23 protein-coding genes and 1 tRNA gene are annotated in these 21,796 nt (G+C 62.3%); 17 read left to right on the forward strand and 7 right to left on the reverse strand.

All coding sequences use genetic code 11. The features are described 5' to 3' along the window. Positions 1 to 31: 31 nt before the first annotated feature. Entirely contained in the window at positions 32 to 772 is a 741-nt protein-coding gene (locus tag I2G20_RS13690; RefSeq protein ID WP_196260288.1) for a sulfite exporter TauE/SafE family protein, read from the reverse strand. Between the two features lie 97 nt (positions 773 to 869). Next, positions 870 to 1,184 (reverse strand): ArsR/SmtB family transcription factor, encoded by a 315-nt coding sequence (locus tag I2G20_RS13695; protein WP_196260289.1) that lies wholly within the window; start codon positions 1,182 to 1,184, stop codon positions 870 to 872. An 81-nt stretch (positions 1,185 to 1,265) separates the two neighbouring features. On the opposite strand from I2G20_RS13695, the gene I2G20_RS13700 reads away from it, so the two are divergent. The 6 genes from I2G20_RS13700 to I2G20_RS13725 all read left to right on the forward strand — a co-directional run bounded on the left by I2G20_RS13700 (position 1,266) and on the right by I2G20_RS13725 (position 5,475). Beyond that, positions 1,266 to 1,487, forward strand: coding sequence for a YgaP family membrane protein (locus I2G20_RS13700; RefSeq protein ID WP_196260290.1), 222 nt, complete (start codon positions 1,266 to 1,268; stop codon positions 1,485 to 1,487). Further along, positions 1,484 to 1,912 carry a YeeE/YedE family protein gene (locus tag I2G20_RS13705; RefSeq protein ID WP_196260291.1) on the forward strand — a complete coding sequence of 143 codons (429 nt, stop codon included), beginning with the start codon at positions 1,484 to 1,486 and terminating at the stop codon, positions 1,910 to 1,912. Before I2G20_RS13700 ends, I2G20_RS13705 begins: the two co-directional genes overlap by 4 nt. A gap of 1 nt (position 1,913) precedes the next feature. Then, positions 1,914 to 2,357, forward strand: a complete 444-nt coding sequence (locus I2G20_RS13710) for a DUF6691 family protein (protein WP_196260292.1) — start codon at positions 1,914 to 1,916, stop codon at positions 2,355 to 2,357. A gap of 18 nt (positions 2,358 to 2,375) precedes the next feature. Next, positions 2,376 to 3,272, forward strand: coding sequence for an MBL fold metallo-hydrolase (locus I2G20_RS13715; protein ID WP_196260293.1), 897 nt, complete (start codon positions 2,376 to 2,378; stop codon positions 3,270 to 3,272). 95 nt (positions 3,273 to 3,367) lie between these two features. Then, on the forward strand, positions 3,368 to 3,727 hold the full coding sequence (locus tag I2G20_RS13720; RefSeq protein ID WP_196260294.1) for a protein tyrosine phosphatase family protein: 360 nt from the start codon (positions 3,368 to 3,370) through the stop codon (positions 3,725 to 3,727). 8 nt (positions 3,728 to 3,735) lie between these two features. Next, the gene (locus tag I2G20_RS13725; protein ID WP_196260295.1) at positions 3,736 to 5,475 is read left to right on the forward strand and encodes a SulP family inorganic anion transporter; all 1,740 of its coding nucleotides are present in this window, start codon (positions 3,736 to 3,738) and stop codon (positions 5,473 to 5,475) included. 68 nt (positions 5,476 to 5,543) lie between these two features. Here the strand turns inward: I2G20_RS13725 and I2G20_RS13730 are convergent. After that, positions 5,544 to 5,618, reverse strand: a tRNA-Gly gene (locus I2G20_RS13730). A gap of 191 nt (positions 5,619 to 5,809) precedes the next feature. Between I2G20_RS13730 and I2G20_RS13735 the strand changes: the two genes are divergently transcribed. The 3 genes from I2G20_RS13735 to I2G20_RS13745 are packed head-to-tail and all read left to right on the forward strand — an operon-like array spanning position 5,810 to position 7,691. Next, a complete protein-coding gene (locus I2G20_RS13735) occupies positions 5,810 to 6,757 on the forward strand; it encodes a thioredoxin family protein (RefSeq protein WP_196260296.1) in 948 nt (315 codons plus the stop codon). A 38-nt stretch (positions 6,758 to 6,795) separates the two neighbouring features. Beyond that, positions 6,796 to 7,455: an LON peptidase substrate-binding domain-containing protein gene (locus I2G20_RS13740; RefSeq protein ID WP_196260297.1), complete on the forward strand. Its 660-nt coding sequence runs from the start codon at positions 6,796 to 6,798 to the stop codon at positions 7,453 to 7,455. After that, positions 7,452 to 7,691: a Trm112 family protein gene (locus I2G20_RS13745; protein ID WP_196260298.1), complete on the forward strand. Its 240-nt coding sequence runs from the start codon at positions 7,452 to 7,454 to the stop codon at positions 7,689 to 7,691. The genes I2G20_RS13740 and I2G20_RS13745 overlap by 4 nt, the downstream gene beginning before the upstream one ends. Before the next feature lie 2 nt (positions 7,692 to 7,693). On the opposite strand, the gene I2G20_RS13750 is transcribed toward I2G20_RS13745, so the two are convergent. Next, a complete protein-coding gene (locus tag I2G20_RS13750) occupies positions 7,694 to 8,899 on the reverse strand; it encodes an FAD-dependent monooxygenase (protein ID WP_196260299.1) in 1,206 nt (401 codons plus the stop codon). A 301-nt stretch (positions 8,900 to 9,200) separates the two neighbouring features. Here I2G20_RS13750 and I2G20_RS13755 point away from each other — a divergent pair, with 301 nt between their 5' ends. From I2G20_RS13755 to I2G20_RS13775, 5 genes are all read left to right on the forward strand, one after another. Next, entirely contained in the window at positions 9,201 to 9,539 is a 339-nt protein-coding gene (locus I2G20_RS13755) for a P-II family nitrogen regulator (RefSeq protein WP_196260300.1), read from the forward strand. Positions 9,540 to 9,569: 30 nt separating this feature from the next. After that, a complete protein-coding gene (locus tag I2G20_RS13760; protein ID WP_207747638.1) occupies positions 9,570 to 10,937 on the forward strand; it encodes an ammonium transporter family protein in 1,368 nt (455 codons plus the stop codon). 291 nt (positions 10,938 to 11,228) lie between these two features. Then, positions 11,229 to 13,823, forward strand: a complete 2,595-nt coding sequence (locus tag I2G20_RS13765) for an FtsK/SpoIIIE family DNA translocase (protein WP_196260301.1) — start codon at positions 11,229 to 11,231, stop codon at positions 13,821 to 13,823. Positions 13,824 to 13,945: 122 nt separating this feature from the next. Beyond that, the gene (locus I2G20_RS13770) at positions 13,946 to 14,575 is read left to right on the forward strand and encodes a LolA family protein (RefSeq protein WP_196260302.1); all 630 of its coding nucleotides are present in this window, start codon (positions 13,946 to 13,948) and stop codon (positions 14,573 to 14,575) included. 71 nt (positions 14,576 to 14,646) lie between these two features. Further along, positions 14,647 to 15,447: an exodeoxyribonuclease III gene (locus I2G20_RS13775; RefSeq protein WP_196260303.1), complete on the forward strand. Its 801-nt coding sequence runs from the start codon at positions 14,647 to 14,649 to the stop codon at positions 15,445 to 15,447. 74 nt (positions 15,448 to 15,521) lie between these two features. Here the strand turns inward: I2G20_RS13775 and I2G20_RS13780 are convergent, their stop codons facing one another. The 3 genes from I2G20_RS13780 to I2G20_RS13790 all read right to left on the reverse strand — a co-directional run bounded on the left by I2G20_RS13780 (position 15,522) and on the right by I2G20_RS13790 (position 17,562). After that, entirely contained in the window at positions 15,522 to 15,968 is a 447-nt protein-coding gene (locus I2G20_RS13780) for a Crp/Fnr family transcriptional regulator (protein ID WP_196260304.1), read from the reverse strand. Positions 15,969 to 16,087: 119 nt separating this feature from the next. Then, positions 16,088 to 16,771, reverse strand: coding sequence for a response regulator transcription factor (locus tag I2G20_RS13785; RefSeq protein ID WP_196260305.1), 684 nt, complete (start codon positions 16,769 to 16,771; stop codon positions 16,088 to 16,090). Positions 16,772 to 16,887: 116 nt separating this feature from the next. After that, complete coding sequence (locus I2G20_RS13790; protein ID WP_196260306.1) at positions 16,888 to 17,562, reverse strand: YggS family pyridoxal phosphate-dependent enzyme; 675 nt, start codon at positions 17,560 to 17,562, stop codon at positions 16,888 to 16,890. A 90-nt stretch (positions 17,563 to 17,652) separates the two neighbouring features. Between I2G20_RS13790 and leuS the strand changes: the two genes are divergently transcribed. From leuS to holA, 3 genes are read left to right on the forward strand one after another with little or no spacing between them, the layout of a single operon-like run. Continuing rightward, positions 17,653 to 20,286, forward strand: a complete 2,634-nt coding sequence (leuS, locus tag I2G20_RS13795) for a leucine--tRNA ligase (protein WP_196260435.1) — start codon at positions 17,653 to 17,655, stop codon at positions 20,284 to 20,286. Beyond that, complete coding sequence (locus I2G20_RS13800) at positions 20,273 to 20,770, forward strand: hypothetical protein (RefSeq protein ID WP_196260307.1); 498 nt, start codon at positions 20,273 to 20,275, stop codon at positions 20,768 to 20,770. The genes leuS and I2G20_RS13800 overlap by 14 nt, the downstream gene beginning before the upstream one ends. Further along, positions 20,767 to 21,789: a DNA polymerase III subunit delta gene (gene holA, locus I2G20_RS13805; RefSeq protein ID WP_196260308.1), complete on the forward strand. Its 1,023-nt coding sequence runs from the start codon at positions 20,767 to 20,769 to the stop codon at positions 21,787 to 21,789. The genes I2G20_RS13800 and holA overlap by 4 nt, the downstream gene beginning before the upstream one ends. Positions 21,790 to 21,796: the final 7 nt, after the last annotated feature.

Genomic DNA, 21,796 nt, shown 5'->3' on the forward strand with positions numbered 1-21,796 from the left:
GGCGGCCTGCGGGCCGCCTTTTTTGTTGTCCTCAGATGCCCAGCACCAGCTTGAGCCCTATGATCCCCAAAAAAGCGAGGATCATCTTGTCGAACGCGGCCTGCGAAAGTTTTGAAGAAAGCCACTGGCCAACCGGCATGAAGATCATGATCGGGATCAGCGCCAGAAATCCCTGAAGCACCCATTCGGGCTTCAAGAGCCCCGCGATCCAGAGGCTTGGGAGATGCGCGGCGCCGAGCGCCAGAAACATTGCCGATACGGCAAAGACATGTGCATCGCGCAGGAACTTCTGCGCGTGAATGAAGGTGACCCCGATCGGCGCCGAAATCCCCGTCGCCCCCTGCAGGATCCCGGCCCCAAGCCCGGCCGGAATCGCCCAGCGCATGGCAGCATCAGAGCCGACGACAAAGCTCGGGCGCGCGATGCGGAAGACAAAATAGGCAAGAAGCAACGCGCCCAGCGCGATCGAAAGTCCACGCTCGGGCGCGGTCGTCAAAAACCACACGCCGCCCGCAATTCCGACCACGCAGGCAACAAGCATGGGGACAAGGAATTTCATCCCCGGATCGTGCCGCGCCGCGCCGAACTTTACCACCTGCCAGGCATTGGAAAAAAGAATCGGAATGACCAGCACGACGACGGCGTGCTGAAGACCCATCACCGAAGCAATGAACGGCACGGCGATCAACGGCATCCCCATTCCCGTCGCCCCCTTGACCAGCGCGCCCGCACCGACAGCCGCGAAAATGATGGCGAGGGTTGGAAAGTCCATGACGTGCGCTTCCGGAAAGATGAGGCGGGAAATCTGGTTAGCCCATACGGCAAAGGCACACAATTGTCATCGGGCAGACCGGTCCCGAGGGCCGCTTTCAAGTGTCGCTCGGCGTACAGTAGATGCCATAGAGTGCCGTCAGCACTGTTTCCACCGCGTCCGAGGCCAGAGAATAATATATCTGCTGTCCCGCGCGGCGCGTTTTGACAAACCCCAGCGAGCGCAGCTTGGCAAGGTGCTGGGAAAGTGGCGATTGCCCCAGGTCGACCCGAGCGCTCAATGCGCTCACCGTACACTCGCCCTTGAGCAGGTTGCACAGGATCATCAGCCGTTTGGGATTGCTCATGGCATCGAGAAGGCGCGTCGCCTCTTCGGCCTTTTCTGCGAGCTTTTCAATTTCCATATTGATCATCTTAGAATCTTCTAATATATGAATATACGGCACAGCACGGGATTTGACCAGCCCCGCGGCTCCGAACAAAAGGAGATACACTTGACCGCTAATATCGGCCCATACGATCGCCTTATCCGCGCCATTACGGGTATTGCGCTTATAGCCGCTGCTTTTTTCTCCCGCCTGCCGGTTTTTGACAACCCGGCCCTGCAATGGGGAGCAGCGATCCTCGGCGCGATTCTCATCCTGACGGCCCTGATCCGGTTCTGCCCTCTTTATCTTCCCTTACGACTTTCGACCATCAAGGTACGCAACCAATGACTGAATTTACTCCGGTCCCGGCGCTGCTCGGCGGCGCCCTGATCGGCGTTTCCGCCGTCCTTCTCATGGCCTTTCATGGCCGGATTGCCGGAATGACCGGCATCCTGTCAGGCCTCGTCCCTCCGTTCTCCGGCGATTGGGGCTGGCGCGCCGCTTTTATTGGTGGCGCCGTCTTCGCGCCCGTCCTGCTCGGCGCCGTGGCGGGCGACATGGTCGCCTTTCAAAGCGAGGTTCCGGCACTCTGGCTTGTCCTTGGCGGCCTGATCGTGGGCGCTGGTGTCTACTATGGGTCCGGCTGCACGTCCGGGCATGGGGTCTGCGGCATCGCACGGCTTTCCCCGCGCTCGATCGTTGCCACCTTCGTCTTCATGACTTCGACGGCGGCCACGGTCTATCTGATCCGCCACGTGCTGGGAGGGTTCTAGGATGATCCGCCTTATCCCCGCCCTTGCGACAGGCATGATCTTTGGCACTGGCATCGTGCTTTCTGGGATGTCCAACCCTACCAAAGTGCTCAACTTCTTTGACTTTGCCGGAACCTGGGATGCTTCGCTCGCGCTGGTCATGGCTGCCGCACTCGCTGTGACTGCCATCGGCTATCGCACCGTGCTCAAACGCCCCGCGCCGGTCTTTGACAAGGTTTTCCATCTGCCCTCGGGGCGCCGGATCGATATCCCGCTTGTCGGCGGTGCCGCGGTTTTCGGTATCGGATGGGGCATTACCGGCTTCTGCCCTGGTGGAGCCATTCCAGCGCTCGGGCTTTTAGAAGCCGACGCCGTGATTTTCACCGGATCGATGATCGGCGGCATTGCCTTGGCCCGGTTCATCCGCCACACCCGCGCCGCTTCGCTTGCCGCCCGCTCCGCATAAAATAAAGGAACCCCCGCAATGCCCGTTCCCCTTCCCTTCACGCCCAATCTCTCGGTCATGCCCGAAGTGGTCGCCTTTTTCGACGAACCGACCAACACGATCTCCTATATCGTGCGGGACCCGGCCTCGAACGCCTGCGCGGTGATCGATTCGGTGATGGACATCGATTACGCGGCCGGCCGCATCACCTATGACGGCGCCGATCGTATCATCGCCCATATCGAGGAAAAGGGGTGGACGCTCGAATGGCTGATCGAGACCCACGTCCACGCCGACCATCTTTCGGCCGCGCCCTATATCCAGTCCAAGCTCGGCGGCAGGATCGGGATCGGCGAAAACATCACCATCGTCCAGAACACGTTTGGCAAGATCTTCAACGAAGGCACCGAATTCCAGCGCGACGGCTCCCAGTTCGACCGGTTGTTCAAGGACGGCGACAGCTATCGCATCGGCATGATGACGGCCTATGCCATGCACACCCCCGGTCACACACCTGCCTGCATGACCCATGTCGTGGGCGACGCCGCCTTTGTCGGAGACACCTTGTTCATGCCCGACGGCGGTTCGGCCCGCGCCGACTTCCCCGGAGGGGACGCCCGTACACTCTACCGTTCGATAAAGCGCGTGCTCGCCCTGCCACGCGAAACCCGGCTCTTCATGTGCCATGACTACGGACCGAACGGGCGCGACATTCTCTGGGAAACCACCGTTGGCGACGAAATCGACCACAATATCCATGTGGGCAGGGATACCGACGAGGATACGTTCGTGAGGATGCGTGAAGAGCGCGATGCGACCCTCGCCATGCCGAAACTCATCATCCCTTCGCTACAGGTCAATATGCGTGCCGGCCAGCTTCCCCCCAAGGACGAAGGCGGCGGGACGTTCCTCAAGGTGCCGGTGAACAAGCTCTGATCCGCTCCCCAAACTGACCTCGAACCGCTCCTCCCTCCTTTTCAGCCCCCCTTCCGGGGGGAGGAGCACCCCTTTTCCTTTTTTTGGAGACCCGAATGTTTTCCTTTCTCAAATCAGGGATCGGCTCGCTCAATATGCGCCGGATCGGTGAACACTATGCCGTCATGGGACAGATCGCGCCCGCTCAGATCCCCAGCATCGCCCAGGCGGGCTTTAAATCCATCCTCTGCGCTCGCCCCGACGGAGAAGACCACGGCCAGCCCAAATTCGACGAGATCGCGGCGGCTGCGAAGGCGGCAGGTATCGAAATCGTTCATATTCCGGTTTCCGGAATGCTTGGCGAGGGCCAGATCATCCGCTTTCACGAGGCGTGGGAGAAAATGCCCAAGCCCATGCTCGCCTATTGCCGCTCGGGCGGCCGCGCCAGTGCGCTCTACCAGACGCTTTCTCGCTGACCGCCACGATGAGGCTCAAGACCGTTCTGCCCGTTCTCGATTGGGGTCGGCGCTATAACCGCCAGACTCTCACAAGCGATCTCGTCGCGGCGGTGATCGTTACGATCATGCTCATCCCCCAGTCGCTGGCCTATGCGCTATTGGCAGGCTTGCCCCCTGAGATGGGCCTTTACGCCTCGATCCTGCCGCTCATCGCCTATGCGCTTTTCGGCACCTCGACGACGCTCGCCGTCGGCCCGGTCGCCGTCGTGTCCTTGATGACCGCCGCTGCCGTCGGTCGCGTAGCCGCAGAAGGAACGGCCGATTACGCCAGTGCTGCCATTGTACTCGCCATGCTCTCGGGACTCTTTCTTCTGGCAATGGGCGCGCTCCGCCTCGGCTTCATCGCAAACTTTCTCTCCCACCCGGTCATTGCCGGTTTTATTACAGCCTCGGGGATCATCATTGCGACCAGCCAGCTCGGCGGTCTTTTGGGCATAACGGTCGGCGGACACGCCATGCCCGAGCTCCTCGCTTCGCTCCTGGCGCATATCCGTGAGATCAACTGGCCGACGCTGGCGATCGGGGGCCTGTCGCTTGCCCTGCTCTTGTGGATCCGGCTCGACCTTGGGAACTGGCTCAAACGCTTGTCTGTTCCCGACGGCGCTGCACGCTTGATCGTGCGCGCTGGCCCTGTGCTCGTCATTGCCGTGACCATGGGCCTTTCGGTCTGGCTGGATCTGGGCCGAAACGGCGTCGCCCTTGTGGGAGACGTGCCGCAAGGCCTGCCGATGCTGTCCTTGCCGGGCATCACCCTCGAATTGATTCTCGCTCTTGCCCTACCCGCAGCCATTCTCTCGCTCGTGGGGTTCGTCGAATCGGTCTCGGTCGCCCAGACCCTGGCCGCACGGCGCCGCGAGCGAATCGAACCCGATCAGGAGCTGATCGGGCTTGGCACAGCCAATATCGCAGCCTCGCTTGGGGGCGGCTATCCGGTGACGGGCGGGTTCGCGCGGTCGGTCGTCAATTTCGACGCCGGCGCCGCAACCCCCGCTGCCGGTGCCTTCACCGCCATCGGCATCGCTCTGGCAACCCTCCTTTTGACCCCATTTCTTGCCATTCTGCCCAAGGCGACACTGGCGGCAACCATTGTCGTTGCCGTCCTCAGCCTCATCGACTTCACGATCCTCAAGCGCGCGTGGATATATTCGAAAGCCGATTTCCTCGCCGTCGCCGCAACGCTGGCCGGTACGCTCGTTTTGGGCGTCGAAACCGGCATTGCGCTGGGTGTCGGTCTTTCGATCATCGTCTTCCTTTACCGCTCCTCGCGTCCCCACGCGGCGATTGTCGGCCGGGTGCCTGGAACCGAGCACTTCCGCAATATCAAGCGTCACGCGGTCGAAACCGTCTCCGGCGTGCTCTCGATCCGTGTCGATGAAAGCCTCTATTTCGCAAATGCCCGCTATCTCGAAGACCTGGTAACCGGGGAGGCGTTAAGGACCGAAGGCCTGACCGACGTCATTCTGATGTGCTCGGCCGTCAACGCCATTGACATGTCGGCCCTCGAAAGCCTCGAGGCGATCAACGAGCGGCTACGGGACATGAACGTGCGCCTGCACCTTTCCGAGGTCAAAGGACCGGTCATGGACCGCCTCGCAACCGCGAGCTTCCTCTCCACCCTCACCGGAAGCGTCCACCTCAGCCAGCATCAGGCCATAAGCCAAATAACTGCCAGCCGGCAGGGACCAACCGGTACGCAAAAGAGCTGATCATTGGATAGAAAAGCAAAAGGGCCTTGCGGCCCTTTGATCCCAAGGCTTTCCGCCTTGAGCAATTTTGGAGCGGGCGATGAGATTCGAACTCACGACCCTAACCTTGGCAAGGTTATGCTCTACCCCTGAGCTACGCCCGCACTCCACTCGCATGCCCCCTTGGCGGCACCGCGATGCGCGCCTATATGCCCAACCGCGAGGACAATTGCAACCCATAAATTTGCCCGCTCGCGAACCCGACTTTGCGCCCTTCCGTCCCATGGTGTAAGGGTCTCGGACATGGATTGCTGCAGGCCCGCGCGGGCCGCCCCAACTGCAACAAGGCAAGAAAATGGACCTGCGTTCGACACCAACCTCCACTTCTCACGGCGCTCAGCCGGCCGATGCACCGATAAAGGATTCCGACACTGCCCGTTTTCAGGCCGATGTGCTGGAAGCCTCGCTCAGCCGGCCGGTGCTTGTGGATTTCTGGGCCCCGTGGTGCGGGCCGTGCCGGCAGCTGACCCCGGCCCTCGAAAAGGTTGTCACCGCCAATAAGGGCAAAATCGCCCTGGTCAAGATCAATGTCGACGAGAACCAAGCGCTGGCCGGACAGATGGGCGTGCAGTCCATCCCGGCCGTGTTCGCCTTTCTTGGCGGGCGGCCGGTCGATGCCTTCATGGGCGTCAAGCCCGAATCGGAAGTCGCCCGCTTCGCAGACAAGCTGATCGAAGCCGCCGCGCGCGCCGGGATCGGGGGTCCCGACGAGGCCGAGCGGCAAATCTCTGCGGCACTCGAGGCTGCCGGCGCAGCGCTTGCGGACAAGGACTACCAGCGCGCGTACCAGATCTTTTCCGCCGTTCTCCAGCACGCGCCGGAGACGCCCGAGGCGGTCATCGGCATCGCCACCATCCAGTTCGAGACCGGCGATCTCGATGGGGCGGAGGAGACACTCAACCTTCTTGCCCCCGACAAGACCGCCCCTGAGGCAGACGCGCTCCGGAAATCGATCGCCCTCGCGCGCGAGGCCGCCAAGCTCGGCGATCCGGTGGCCCTCGAGGCCCGGCTCACCAACGATCCCGACGATCATCAGGCGCGGTTCGATCTTGCCATGATCTTTAACGCGCGCGGCCTCCGGATCGAGGCGGCCACCGAATTGGTCGCCATCATGAAGCGCGATCGCGAATGGGCTGACGACGGCGCGCGCAAGAAGCTGCTCGAACTTTTCGAAGCCTGGGGCCCCAAGGATCCAGCGACCGTCAAGGGGCGCCGCCTGCTCTCCTCGGTGCTGTTTCGCTAAAGGCACGCGCCCGCGCCCGAAAAGAAAGGACCGGAAAGATGCGCCGACCCGCTTCCATAAGCGACCTGCCGCAAATGCTGGCGCTCTTCCCGCTTTCGCGCGCGCTTTTGCTGCCCGGAACGCACCGTCCGCTCAATATATTCGAGCCGCGCTTCGTCGAGATGATCGATGATTGTTTGGCCGGCAATCGCCTCATCGGGCTGATCCAGCCGCGTGATACCGAAGAGGAAGCGCCCCGGGGGGCCGTACCGCTCGAGCCCGTGGGGTGCATAGGCCGGCTGGTCCAGTTCGAAGAACAGGCAGAAAACCGCTATCTCGTTGTTTTCGAAGGTGTGTGCCGATTCGAGCCTGTGGAAGAACTTGCCGTAGCCACCCCATATCGGCAGGCGCGCATTTCAACCGCGAGATTTGCTTCCGATTTCACGCCCGACTTCGGCGCCGACAGGGTCGATCGCAATCGGCTGCTTGCCGTGCTGCGCGAATACGCCGATTTTGCCCAGATCGAGGTCGATTGGGACGATGTCGAGGACACCGCAACCGGCGAACTCGTCAATCTCGCCGCCATGCTCAGCCCCTACGGCGCCCGCGAGAAGCAGGCCCTGCTGGAAGCACCGACCGTTTTCGAACGCGCCGAAACCGTCATGGCGCTCGCCGAGATGGAAATGGCGCGTGCCCGAACAGGGGCCATCCTGCAATGAGCGGAGAGGAAAAGCGGCACTCGCTCGATCCGCGGACCCTCGAAATGCTTGTCTGCCCGGTCACCAAGACCCGGCTGGTCCTGTCCCCGGATAGCACCGAACTGGTCTCGCTGGTCGCCCGCTATGCCTTTCCGATCAGGAAAGGCGTGCCGCTTCTTGTCATCGATGCCGCCCGCAAGATCGACGAGGATGAAGCCGAGCGGCTCCGCCACCGTCCCGACCCGCAGCCCGACTGAACCTAGAGCGGCAGCCCCTTGAGGAGCCGCGCGCCCGATATGCCCGCGGCGTGCCCCATGATTGCCGATTTGACCGGCCCGGACCGCTCGACGAGGGATAGTCCGAAATCGCGGACCGCGCGCACCGCCGCCGAATCGTTCGAAAACAGCCGGTTGAGCCCGTCCGTCGCCGCCGCCATCAACCCGGTATCGGTCGCCCGCGCCCTTTCGTAACGCGCCAGCACGTCGGCTTGCCCGTGATCGAGGCCGAGCCGCATGGCGTCGAGAACGATCTCGGCCAGCACCGCGACGTCCCGGAGCCCCAGATTGAGCCCCTGGCCGGCCAGCGGATGGATGACATGCGCTGCATCCCCGACAAGGGCCAGCCGCGGCGCCACGAATCGCCGCGCGATCGAAAGGCGCAGGGGAAATGCCTGCACCTCGTCGACGACCTCGACGCGGCCCAGCGTCGCCCCCATTACCGATTCGATCACCGGAGCAAGCTCACCGGGGGCCATTTTGGCGAGCGCGACGGCGCGATTGGACTTTTCGGTCCAGACAAGCGACGAAAAATTGCCCTTGAGCGGGAGCGAAGCAAAGGGCCCCGATGGACGGAAGTGCTCGTAAGCGGTGTCCTCATGCGCCAGTGTATGAGAAATGGTCGTGACGATCCCCGACTGCCGGTAATCATGGGCGAACACCCCTATTCCCGCCATCTTGCGCAGCTCCGATTGCCCGCCATCGGCCGCCACCGCCAGCGGCGCGGCGTAAACCCGACCATCTTCAAGTCGCACGTGGGCAAGCCCGCCCTCGCCGGAATACCCGGCCACGCTGCCCGGCTCGACCACCTCGATTAGACTTGCCGCGGCGATCAGGGACTGAGCGCTCGCGCGATTGGGCACCATATGCGCGAACGGATCGCCCCCTGCTCTCTCCTCCCCGAAATTGAGGAACACCGGTCGGGTCAGGTCCTGACCGCCCGAATCGGTGATTTTCATCCTGGCGATGGGATTGGCATCCTCTGCCATACCGTCCCAGACCCCCATGGCCCGGAACATGCGGACGACCCCTGCAGCGATCGCCGAGGCCCGCGCGTCCTTGGGCACCGACATTTCCCGCCTGTCGATCAGCGCGATCCGCACCCCAGGCGCAAACCGCCCCAGCGCCAGGCCCAGGGAAAGCCCCACCGGCCCGCCTCCGACGATGACGATATCGTAGCGCTGAGCCATGACGAGTGACCTTATCGAAGAGAACCTATCTTCCCAGCATCGCATCCGCGCCCATCGTGGGCAACCGGGCCCAACGCCGCATGGCAGATTCTAACTGCTGCAAAATTGTTCACCACGTGCCGAAGCTTGCGCTCACTATGCCTAAAATTTGGGCATAGGTGATTGTGTCGGGATTGCGGCTGCACGGCGGCGCATCGATCAAACCGTTAAATATCAGTAACTTGCGATTCGAAAATGCCGGTTGGCATGGCTCTTGAGTCTGGTGAACGCGTGTCAGGTGCGGAATCGGAAAGGAGCACCCATGAAACTGCTTGTTGCAATCATTAAGCCGTCACGGCTCGAGGAGGTTCGCCAGGCTTTGAACTCGCTCGATGTGCACGGCATGACCGTCACCGAAGTCAAGGGATATGGGCGCCAGAAGGGTCACTCCGAAATCTATCGCGGGACCGAATACGCCGTTCACTTCCTGCCCAAACTGAAGGTTGAGATCGCTGTGGACGCCAGCCAGGTCGACGCAGTTGCCAGCGCCATAAAGGAAGCCGCCCAGACGGGCCGCATCGGTGACGGCAAGATTTTCATCCTGGATCTCGAACAGGCCGTCCGCATCCGCACCGGGGAAACCGGTGTCGAAGCGCTCTAGGCCTGGCGCACATTTAGGAGAAAAACCACAATGACTGCGTTCAAAATGTCAAAGATCGTCGGCACCGCGGCGCTTGCCGCCCTGCTCGTCGCACTTCCCGCGCTCGGCCAGGATGCCGAAGTGGCCGAAGAAGCTCTCGAAGTCGTCGAAACCCTCTCCGAGGGTGTTTCCGCCGACGTCGTCTTTATCCTCAATTCGTTCCTGATGATTCTCGGCGGCATCCTCGTCATGTGGATGGCGGCCGGTTTCGCCATGCTCGAGGCCGGACTTGTCCGCACCAAGAACGTCTCGATGCAGCTGGTCAAGAACGTCTCGCTGTTTTCGATCGCAGCGGTCGCCTACTATGCCCTTGGCTACATCCTCATGTATCCGGGCGACGCCTGGATGGCGGACGGCTGGCTCGGTGCCATCGGCATTGCCGTGCTCGAACCGGTCGGCGTAACGGCGGATGCCGCCGATGCCTTCGATTACGCCTCTACCAGTTCGGACTTCTTCTTCCAGGTGATGTTCGTGGCCACCGCCGCGTCCATTGTCTCGGGTACACTGGCCGAGCGCATCAAGCTGCTGCCCTTCCTTATCTTCACCCTGATCCTTACCGCGGTCATCTATCCCATCCAGGGTTCCTGGACCTGGGGTGAAGGCTGGCTGGACGCTGCCGGCTTTTCGGACTTTGCCGGCTCGACCATCGTTCACTCGGTAGGCGGATGGGCCGCACTCGCCGGCGCGATACTCCTGGGCGCTCGCAAGGGCAAGTACAACCCGGATGGTACCGTCAATGCCATGCCCGGCTCGTCCATGCCGCTCGCCGCGCTCGGCACTTTCATCCTCTGGCTCGGCTGGTTCGGCTTTAACGGGGCGTCCCAGCTCGCCATGGGTTCGGTGGGCGACGTGGCCGATGTCGGTCGCATCATGGCCAATACCAACACCGCCGCCGCCGGCGGCGCCCTCGCGGCCCTCATTCTGACCTCGGTCATCTACAAGAAGGTCGACCTGACCTTTGTCCTCAACGGCGCTCTTGCCGGTCTCGTCTCGATCACCGCTGAACCGCTCACCCCGGGCCTCGGGACCGCGACGCTCATCGGCGCCGTCGGTGGCGTGATCGTCGTCGTTGCCGTGCCGCTGCTTGACCGGCTCAAGATCGACGACGTCGTGGGTGCGATTCCCGTCCACCTTCTGGCCGGCATCTGGGGCACGCTGATCGTGCCGCTGACCAATCCCAATGCCAATATCGGCTCGCAGATCACCGGCATCCTTGCCATTGGCGTCTTCGTCTTTGTCGTCAGCCTCGTGGTCTGGGCAATCCTCAAGGCCACGGTCGGCCTGCGTCCCTCGGAGGACGACGAGGCGCTCGGGCTCGACAAGGCTGAAGTGGGCGTCGAGGCCTATCCCGAGTTCTGATCCATTTCATCCCGGTTCCGGGCGGCCAATGCTGCCCGGAACCTACCGCCGGAAACGGCGTGCAGCCCGTATCCCTCTTTAGACCCCACATCCAAAGAGGCCTTCCCACTCGCAAATCAGCATACGGGCTGCACTCTTTTTCCGACGCCTCCTCCCAAGGCGGACAAAGGCCTGCCGGGCAAAGCTGGCAGGCCTTTTTCTTGCGTCGTTTTTATGCCGGACGCTAAGCCCGGGTTAACCATGGGCCGGTAGTCTCGCGCCAAAGTACTGCGTTCAAGGCTCGGCTTATTCATGACCCTGCACCCGTCCTCGCACCTCGACGACCGGCATTCGGCCGCCCCGGTGCTCTCGATCACCATTCCGCTGCGCCTCATCGGCATTCTCATTGCCGCCCTGTCGGTCATGGCGTTGGCGGCTTTGGCCTCGTGGTCGGTGGACGATCCGAGCTTTTCCTATGCCACCGACAAGCGGCCGGAAAACTGGCTCGGCTTTGCCGGCGCGGTGTATGCCGATTTCGCCTTCCAGCTTTTGGGCCTCGCCGCGCTTTTGATGCTGATTCCCCCGCTCGTCTGGGCGCTTGCGCTCATCAGGCGCGTGCCGCCCGCCTATATGGGCCTGCGGATGGGCGGCTGGATCGTCGGCACGGTCCTGGCGACCGGATTTTTCGCCTGCTTCCCAGTCCCCCAGAGCTGGCCATTGCCGCTCGGGTTGGGAGGCTTTTCCGGCACCGGATTCACCAATCTTTACGTCTGGACATTCGGCGGGCCCGCGGAAGGCTTCGGCGCCGCGATCTTCGCTGCGGTCCTTGCCGTCCCAAGCCTCGGACTGATCTGGCTTTCCGCCCGCACGCGCCCTCCCTTCGAGGCCGAACCGCGCCTGCCTACGGCACGGGGTAAGGCGCAGCCAAAGCCGGCCGCTGCCCGCACAGCGCCCGAACCGCAGATCGAGGAGGACGACGATCGCGCTGGGTTCGGGGATGTGATTCTGGGCTATCTCGCCCATTGGGGCTTCGTGCTCAAGGGATTCTTCAAGCGTCTCGCCGCGCGCTCCAAGCCCGAACCCGATCCGCGCTCCGGCTGGCAAAACACCGACTTCGAGCCCCAGCTCGACCGCGCCATTGCCCCGCCCCGCCGCGAGCCCGATCTTGGTCCTGCCGGGCGCACGGCCTATCGGGACGATGACGACGATTATTATGCCGAGTCCGATGACGAGCCCGTGCAGCGCGGTCGTAACGAAAACGATGACGACATCGCACGTCTGATCGTCGAGGAAAACCGTGTGCCCGGACCCCGTGTGGCCGCACCGGCGCCCCGGCCGGCGCCGTCCCACCGTACCATGCGCGAAGCGCAAGGCTCGCTCCTGCCGGCCGAAGGGTTCGAACTGCCCCCTCTCGACCTGCTGGCGATGCCACGCGCCAATCAGCTTTCCCCCGAACACCTCCCCGAGGCGCTTGAGGAGAACGCCAAGCAGCTCGAAGGCGTTCTCGAGGATTTCGGCGTCAAGGGCGACATCATCAACGTCCGCCCCGGCCCGGTGGTGACGCTCTACGAACTTGAACCGGCCCCCGGCATCAAGTCGTCCCGCGTCATTTCCCTCGCCGACGATATCGCACGCTCGATGAGCGCCATCTCGGCCCGCGTCGCGGTCGTCCCCGGCCGCAACGCCATCGGCATCGAATTGCCCAACAAGACCCGGGAAACCGTTTACCTGCGCGAACTGCTCGCTTCGGCAGATTACGACAAGGCCAAGGCCAAGCTCCCGATCTGCCTCGGCAAGACCATCGGTGGCGAGCCGATCATCGTCGATCTGGCGCGCATGCCCCATCTTCTGATCGCCGGCACCACCGGATCGGGCAAGTCGGTCGGCATCAACACGATGATCCTTTCGCTCCTGTACAAGATGTCGCCCGAGCAGTGCCGTCTGATCATGATCGACCCCAAGATGCTGGAATTGTCCGTCTATGACGGCATCCCGCACCTCCTCACCCCGGTGGTCACCGACCCCTCCAAGGCCGTCGTCGCGCTCAAATGGGCCGTCCGCGAGATGGAGGATCGCTACAAGAAGATGAGCAAGGTCGGCGTACGCAATATCGATGGGTTCAACGCCCGCATCGCCGAAGCCGCCGCCAAGGGCGAGGTCATCACCCGCACCGTCCAGACCGGGTTCGACCGCGAGACTGGCGAAGCCATTTTCGAATCGGAAGAGTTCGATCTCCAGCCCCTGCCCTATATCGTCGTCATCGTCGACGAGATGGCCGATCTGATGATGGTGGCCGGCAAGGATATCGAGGGTGCCATCCAGCGCCTCGCCCAGATGGCCCGCGCCGCCGGTATTCACCTGATCATGGCCACCCAGCGTCCCTCGGTCGACGTCATCACGGGTACGGTGAAGGCAAACTTCCCCACCCGCGTCTCCTTTCAGGTGACCTCCAAGATCGACAGCCGTACCATCCTTGGCGAGCAGGGCGCCGAACAACTCCTCGGCAACGGCGACATGCTTTACATGGCGGGCGGCGGGCGCATCAAGCGACTGCACGGTGCCTTTGTCGCCGATGGCGAGGTCGAGGACATCGTCTCGCATCTCAAGAGCCAGGGCACCCCCGAATATCTCGATTCGATCACCACCGAGGACGATGACGGCTCGATGGGCGGGTTTGACGATGACGGCGGGTTCGGTGGATCGGGCGACGAGCTTTACGACAAGGCCGTCAACATCGTTCTCACCGACAAGAAGGCCTCGACCTCCTATATCCAGCGGCGCCTCTCGGTCGGCTACAACAAGGCTGCCTCCCTCATCGAGCGCATGGAACAGGAGGGGATCATTTCCCCGGCCAACCATGCCGGCAAGCGCGAGGTGCTGATCGGTGACAATGCGGATGGATATTGACCGGGGGCAACTCACGACCCCGGTCACGATTTGCTGAGCGCCGCCATCCGATATCTGCCGTAATCGGCTTTTAAACACCTGTGCCAAGGGGCAAAGTGCAAAAGCCTTTCGGAGACGTCCTGATGATTCGCCTCAAAGCCTTGCTGGTTCTTCTTGCTGCAACGCTCCTGCTGTCCGCACCGGCGGCGGCCCAGACCCGATCCCTCTCCGCCGATGAGGAGTTCATCCTCCAGGAGCTTTCGGACCACAACACCGCCATCCGCACCATGGCGGGCCGGTTCGTCCAGGTCGATAGCCAGGGCGGGCAGATCGAGGGTACTTTCTTTCTCAAACGCCCCAATTTCGTGCGTTTCCGCTACGCACCGCCCAGCCGTGAAGAAATCATCTCCCAGGGCCGGGGCTTTTACGTCATCGACCGCGAGCAGCGCACCCAATACGCCTATGCGCAGGATCACGTGCCCCTGCGCCAGTTCCTGGGCGAGCAGGTTTCCCTGATCACCACCAATCTCTCCGATGTCGTCATGAGCGAAACCCATGTCGCGGTCATGATCACCGACGACAGCCCGATCGGGACGGTGCAGGTCTCGCTGATCTTTGACCGGGCGACGCTCGATCTCGTGCAATGGAGCCTCATCGAGCCTTCCGGCGTCGAGACGACGTTCTCGATCCAGGAAACCGAGAAAAACGTCGATATTCCGGACCATTATTTCTATATCGATCCCACTTACCGCTCGGTCGCCTCGCCACAATAGGCAGCCGGGGTTTACCTCGGGCCAATGCTCGGAGATAAGGGGAATCGTCATTTTCCCTCTCCGAGCATCCCATGCCTTCGCTTGCCACCTGGAACATCAATTCCGTCCGGCTCCGTCTGCCCATCGTCCTCGAATTCCTGGCCACCTACGCGCCCGATGTCCTGTGCCTGCAGGAGATCAAATGCACCAACGACCAGTTTCCCGCCCGGGCGCTGGACGATGCTGGCTATATCCATCAGGCGGTGCACGGCCAGAAGGGCTATCACGGGGTTGCCATTCTCTCGAAAGTGCCGCTGGACGAGATCGCGACGAGAGGTTTCTGCGGCATACCGGACAGCCGCCACATCTCGGCCCGACTCGATCTGGGGCACGGTCCGATGACCGTGCACAATTTCTATATCCCGGCCGGGGGTGACGAACCGGACCCGGAGATCAATCCCAAATTCCGCCACAAGCTCGATTTTCTCGCCGAAATGCAGGAGTGGTTTGATGATCTCGTTTTCGACCGCGGCCAGTTGATCTGCGGGGACTTCAACGTGGCGCCGCACGAAAACGACGTCTGGAGCCACAAACAACTCCTCAAGATTGTCTCGCACACGCCCGTCGAAACCGAAGCGCTGGACCGCCTGCTCGCCCGACGCAATTGGGTCGATCTCGTGCGCCAGCACATCCCTATAGAGGAAAAGGTCTATTCCTGGTGGAGCTACCGGGCCAAGGACTGGGACCTCTCGGACCGCGGCCGCCGGCTCGACCATATCTGGGGAACGCGCGACGTCGCTGCCCATGCCCGCGCCGCCCATATCCTGCGTCCGGCCCGCGGGTGGTCGGACAAGCCCTCCGACCACGTGCCGGTCATCGTCGAATTTGCCTGATCGGAAGTTTAAGTGAACGAATTGAACGGATTTCGTATAATTCGTTCACGAATACGACGAGGCGTCGAGACTTTTCACCGTGTGAAGCGGGACGCCAATCCCGTAACGCGATCGAGATAATTGACGAGATCGTGGCGCAGGATGGCAGCGACGCTTTCCGCGAGCGGGGGATCGGAACGCAGGATTTTCAGGAACGGCTCGCGGGGCACGAATAAAAGTTCGGACGAACGCCGCGCCACTACGGTTTCGGCGCGCGGTCGCGTAAGCATCAGGCCCATCTCTCCGACGAGAGCAGGGGGATCGATGATGAAGCGCCCGCTGTCGGTTTGGGTCTCGCGGGCTTCGAGCTGGCCCGAAACCAGGACATAGGCCCCGTTTGCCGCCACGCCGGCCTCAAAGATCACGTCGCCGGGCGCAACCGAAAGGGCTTCGGACGCAAACGCCAAAAGCTTGAGTTGCTCGTCATCGAAATCGGCAAAGAAGTCGAGCGCCCTGAATGCGCCGGACTCGTCAAATGCCATCGTGCTGCCCCCGCAAGCGATACTGCAGCCACATTCTTGGCATATTTCGCCAAAAGGTCAAAGACTTGGCGATTTTGGACCCATGCGGGCGCGCCTTGCCCGCGAACGATCCCACCGGTCTAGGGGACGAGCCGGTAGCCGCCTTCCTCAGTAACAAGGAGCCGAGCGTTGGAAGGATCGCGCTCGATCTTCTGGCGTAAGCGATAGATATGGGTTTCGAGCGTATGGGTGGTGACGCGGTTGTTATACCCCCAAACCTCCGAGAGGAGGATATCGCGCGATATGGTCCGGGGGCCCTGGCGATAAAGGTATTTCAGAATCGAGGTTTCCTTGTCGGTGAGGCGGATCTTGGCCCCTTCGCCGTTCTCGAGCAGCTTGGCCGCCGGCTGGAACCTGTAGGGCCCGATGGAGAAAACCACGTCCTCGCTCTGGTCATGCTGGCGCAGCGCGGTGCGCACTCGGGCCAGCAGCACGGGGAAGCGGAAGGGCTTGGTCACATAGTCGTTGGCCCCGCTCTCGAGCCCCAGCACCTCATCGGCCTCGGTGTCCTGCCCGGTAAGCATGATGACCGGCGCGCGGAATCCTTCCTTGCGCATGATCTTGAGCGCCTCCCGCCCGTCCATGTCGGGGAGGCCGACATCGAGCAGCATCAAATCGAGTGTCTCTCCTCGGGCGGTTTCACGCGCGGCGGCGGCGGTGCCGGCTTCAAGGAGTGTAAATTCTCCCAATGGCTCGAACTGCTCGCGCAGAAGCGATCGCAACTCGGCGTCATCATCAACGATCAGCAGGCGGCGCTTATTCATTCCGAGCCCTCTAGACCTTTTTGCGTGGCGGCCGTTCGGCAGCAAACGGCTGGTTTTCCATATGTTTATCTACGTATAAATATGGCGGGTCAGCGGGCGGACCGATCAAATCGCCGTTACCGTTCGCCGAACAGCGCCGATCCCACCCGCACCTGGGTCGCCCCCATGAGAACGGCGGTTTCGAAATCCGCGCTCATACCCATGGAAAGCTTTTGTACGCCAGCCTGTTCCGCCAGGGCCGCCAGTTGTGCGAAAAATGGGCCCGCAGGGAGTTCCGCTGGCGGAATACACATAAGCCCCACCACCTCGAGCCCATGGACCGTTCGGCATCGGGCGACAAAATCCTTAGTCTCCGCAACAGCGATTCCGGCCTTTTGCGGTTCGGCTCCGATATTGACCTGAACAAAACACGGCAGGCGCCGGCCTTGCCTTTGCATTTCCTCGGACAGCACCCTGGCCAGCTTTTCGCGATCCACGCTCTCGATGCAGTCGAAAAGAGCAACCGCGTCCCTGGCCTTGTTGGTCTGGAGTGGCCCGATGAAGTGCAGCATGATGTCGGGATATTGCGCCTTGAGCGCGGGCCATTTGACTTGCGCCTCCTGCACCCGGTTTTCGCCGAAAACCCGGTGGCCGACCTCGAGCAAGGGCACAATGGCCTCCGGGTCGAAGGTTTTCGAGACGGCCACGAGGTCGGGCGCTTTTCCCGCGCCGATTCGCCTGGCGGCGCGGGCGATGCGATCATTTATGGCAGCTAGGCGCTCTGCGGCGGATTCCGGGGTACTCTGGGGCATCAGCGGAGTTGACCTCGCTTGGCTTTTCTGGTGATGGTCCCCTACCCAAATCCACGGTCAATCGAGAAGTCAAGGACCGGCATGCCCATCATGGTCGAGCCCCAGGAAAAGAGCGCCGGCGACGCCCGGGCCGAGCGTTACAACCCGCGCGAGAGCGAGCCGTTCTGGCAGGGCGTGTGGTCGGAGCGCGAAAGCTTTGCCTCGCGCGAGAACGACACACGTGAACCTTATTACGTCCTTGAGATGTTCCCCTACCCCTCGGGCCGCATCCATATGGGCCATGTGCGCAACTATACGATGGGCGATGTGGTCGCGCGCTTCCAGCGGGCCAAGGGGAAAAACGTACTCCACCCTATGGGTTGGGATGCCTTCGGCATGCCCGCGGAAAACGCGGCCATGGCCAATAGGGTCCATCCGCGCGAATGGACCTATGCAAACATCGCGGCAATGCGCAAGCAATTGCAATCAATGGGTTTTTCGCTCGATTGGGGCCGGGAGTTCGCGACCTGCGACGAGGATTATTACCACCGCCAGCAGATGCTGTTCCTCGATTTTCTTGAGAATGGCCTCGTTACCCGCAAGACCTCAAAGGTCAACTGGGACCCGGTGGACCAGACTGTCCTGGCCAATGAACAGGTGATCGACGGGCGCGGCTGGCGCTCGGGCGCGCTTGTCGAGCAGCGCGAGCTGACTCAGTGGTTCTTCAAGATTTCCGACTTTGCCGAAGACCTACTCGCTGGGCTCGATACGCTCGAGAATTGGCCGGAAAAGGTGCGGCTGATGCAGCGCAACTGGATCGGGCGCTCCGAGGGACTGCGCATTCTTTTCGAAATCGTCGACGGCGGTACCGTCGAAGTGTTTACGACGCGCCCCGATACCTTGTTCGGTGCCTCCTTCATTGCGCTTTCGGCCGACCACCCCCTTGCGGCGGAACTCTCCAAGTCCGATCACGCGCTCAAGGCATTCGTTGCCGAATGCCGCCGTATGGGGACGGCCGCCGAAGCAATCGAGACGGCGGAAAAAAAGGGTTACAGAACCCCCCTGACGGTCAGGCACCCTGTGATCGAGGGGGCTACGCTCCCGGTATACGTCGCCAACTTCGTCCTCATGGAGTATGGAACCGGCGCCATTTTCGGCTGCCCGGCGCACGACCAACGGGATCTCGATTTCGCCAACGCTTACGGCTTGCCGGTCTTTCCGGTCGTGCTGCCCGAAGGGGAAAGCGCGGAAACATTCGCTGTAACCACAGAGGCTTATACCGGTCCGGGCATTGCCTTCAATTCGGGTTTCCTTGATGGGCTGGCGATCGACGACGCCAAGGAGAAGATCGCCTCCGTCCTCGAAGCCCGCACCATAGAGGGCGCGCCGCAAGCCACCCGGCAGGTCAATTACCGCCTGCGCGATTGGGGCATTTCGCGTCAGCGCTATTGGGGATGCCCGATCCCGGTGATCCACTGCGAGGTGTGCGGGGTCGTCCCCGTGCCCAAAAAGGATCTGCCGGTGCGCCTGCCCGAGGACGTCGAATTCGACACACCCGGCAACCCGCTCGACCGGCACCCAACCTTCCGCAACGTCGATTGTCCGCAATGCGGCGCGCCAGCTCGGCGCGAAACCGACACGATGGACACCTTCGTTGATTCGTCCTGGTACTTCGCGCGCTTTACCGCGCCACATGCCGATGCGCCGACGATTCCGTCCCTCGCGGACAAGTGGCTGCCGGTCGACCAGTATATAGGCGGGATCGAGCACGCGATCCTCCACCTGCTCTATTCGCGCTTTTTCACCCGCGCGATGCAAAAATGCGGTCACCTGGACGTCGCCGAACCCTTCAAGGGGCTCTTCACCCAGGGCATGGTCACGCATGAAACCTACCGCGACGCCAAGGGCGAATGGGTGGCGCCCGCCGATGTCCGCATCGAGACGTCCGAGGGTGTTCGCATCGCCCGGCATCTTGCGACCGGCACCGAGATCGCCATCGGTTCGGTCGAGAAGATGTCGAAGTCCAAGAAAAACGTGGTCGATCCCGATGAGATGATCGCAACCTATGGTGCCGATACGGCGCGCTGGTTCGTCCTCTCCGATTCGCCTCCCGAACGTGACGTCCAATGGACCGAGGCGGGCATCGAGGGCGCCTGGCGTTTTGTTCAGCGTGTCTGGAAGCTCGTCAATGACGCCCGGGCGGTGATCGAGCTTCCTGCCCAGCCCGGCGGCGGCGATGCGGTCGCAAGCGAAATGCTCAAGGTTGCCCATCGGGCCACCGCCCATGTGGGCAGCGACATCGCCGGCTTGCGGTTTAACCGCGCCGTCGCCCAGATCCACGAGTTCGCCAACGCCATCTCCCGTTTCATCAATGAAATGGACCCATCACCGGCCGAGGTCCGTATCGAGGCGCTCCGCGTCGCCGTGACCCGCCTCGTGCAGCTGATTGCGCCGATGATGCCGCACCTGGCCGAAAGTTGCTGGCGGATCTTGGGATACGAATCGCTCGTCTGCGATACGCCATGGCCCGAGGCTGATCCAAGCTACCTCGTTGACGATACGGTGGTCCTGGCCGTGCAGGTCAACGGCAAGCGCCGCGGCGAGATCGAAGTGGCAAAAGATGCGCCGAATGCCGACGTCGAGGCAAAAGCCTTGTCACTGGAAGCAGTTGCGCGCATTCTCGGGACGAACCCGCCGCGAAAGGTAATCGTCGTGCCCAACAGGATCGTCAATGTGGTGGCCTAGCATCCGTAACGGCGCGCTCGGCATGATCGCACTGGCCGCCCTCGTCCTTTCCGGTTGCACGGTGACCCCTCTGCACGCGGACCGTACGACGGTGGGATCCGGCGCGCGCCCGATGGCCTATGCCGTGCCGTCCTCCCGGCTCGAGCAGGTTGTCTATCAGACCCTGGCCGCCCGGCTCGGCACCGCACGCGGCGAAAACGCGTTGCAGTTGACGGCGAGTGTTTCGGTCTCCCAGTCCCGTATCGGGCTCTCGAACCCTCCGTCTCCTGTGGTCGACCGTCAGATCGTCGCGACCATCCGTTATCGCGTTGAAAGAGAAGGCGAAATTGTAGCCTCGGGCACACGAACGGGCACCTCGGGCTATCGCTCCACCGGACAGATCGTCGCAGACGATGCCGCGCGGCAGAATGCGGACGAAGAGGCGGTGCGCGCCGCTACACAGGCGGTTATCGCCGCACTCCTGTCTGATCCTGCTTTGCAATGACGGCGCTCAAAGGCAAGGACATCGCCGCTTTCCTTGCCCGGCCTGACCTCTCACAAGGGCTGGTTCTCGTCTATGGGCCCGATGCCGGCCTTGTCAGCGAAAATGCTGGCCTTGTCGTCAAACGGCAGATGGGAGAAAATCCCGATCCGGAGTCGCTCATCACCCTGCAGATGAGCGAGATCGAGGCCGATCCGCAACGCCTGGGGATCGAGACGCGCACGCCCTCGCTTTTCGGAGGCGACAGGCTGATCCGCATCCGCAACGCAAACAACAAGCTCGCCCCGACGCTGGCCGAATTGCTCGATGAGGGCCTTCCTGTGCTTGTTGTTGTCGAAGGCGGCGATTTCAAGCCTTCGGAGGCCCTACGGAAGCTCGCCGAAGCCCGAAAGGATGCCCGTGCGCTGCCCTGTTATGCCGATACCGGCCAGGCCGTCGATCTACTGATCCGCCAGACCCTGGCGGAAAACAAGATCCGCTCGGAACCCGATCTCGCGCCACTGTTGCGCGACATGCTCGGCAATGACCGCCAAGTGACGCGTCGTGAACTCGAAAAGCTCGTGCTTTATGCGGGCGAAGGCGGCACCCTCACCCGCGACGATGTACTGGCCCTCTGCGGTGACAACGGAGCACTAGCACTCGATGCGATGGTCGATGCCATCGGGACAGGCCATGCAGGCAGGCTCGACGATGCGATGATCCGCGCGGGTGCCGCAGGCACCGACGCGCAGCGTCTCCTCGCCGTTGCGCTAGGCCATTTTTCGCGCTTGCGCGCGATGCGTGCGGAAATCGACGCGGGGGCGACGGCTGACCAGGTTCTTGCCCGCGCCACTCCGCGCGTCCATTTTTCCCGCAAGTCGGCATTGGAACAGCAATTGCGGCTATGGACCGATTCCAGCCTGGCGGCGGCCTGCGCGCGTCTCGCCGGCGCTATCGCGCAAAGCCGCAAGACCGCCCCGCTGGCGCCGGCCATAGCGCGCCAAGCCCTGCTCGCGATCTGCATGGCCGCGGCCCGCCGGTAATTTATTA

This window comes from Pelagibacterium limicola (genome assembly GCF_015694405.1).
In the GTDB taxonomy this organism is placed as follows: Bacteria; Pseudomonadota; Alphaproteobacteria; order Rhizobiales; family Devosiaceae; genus Pelagibacterium; species Pelagibacterium limicola.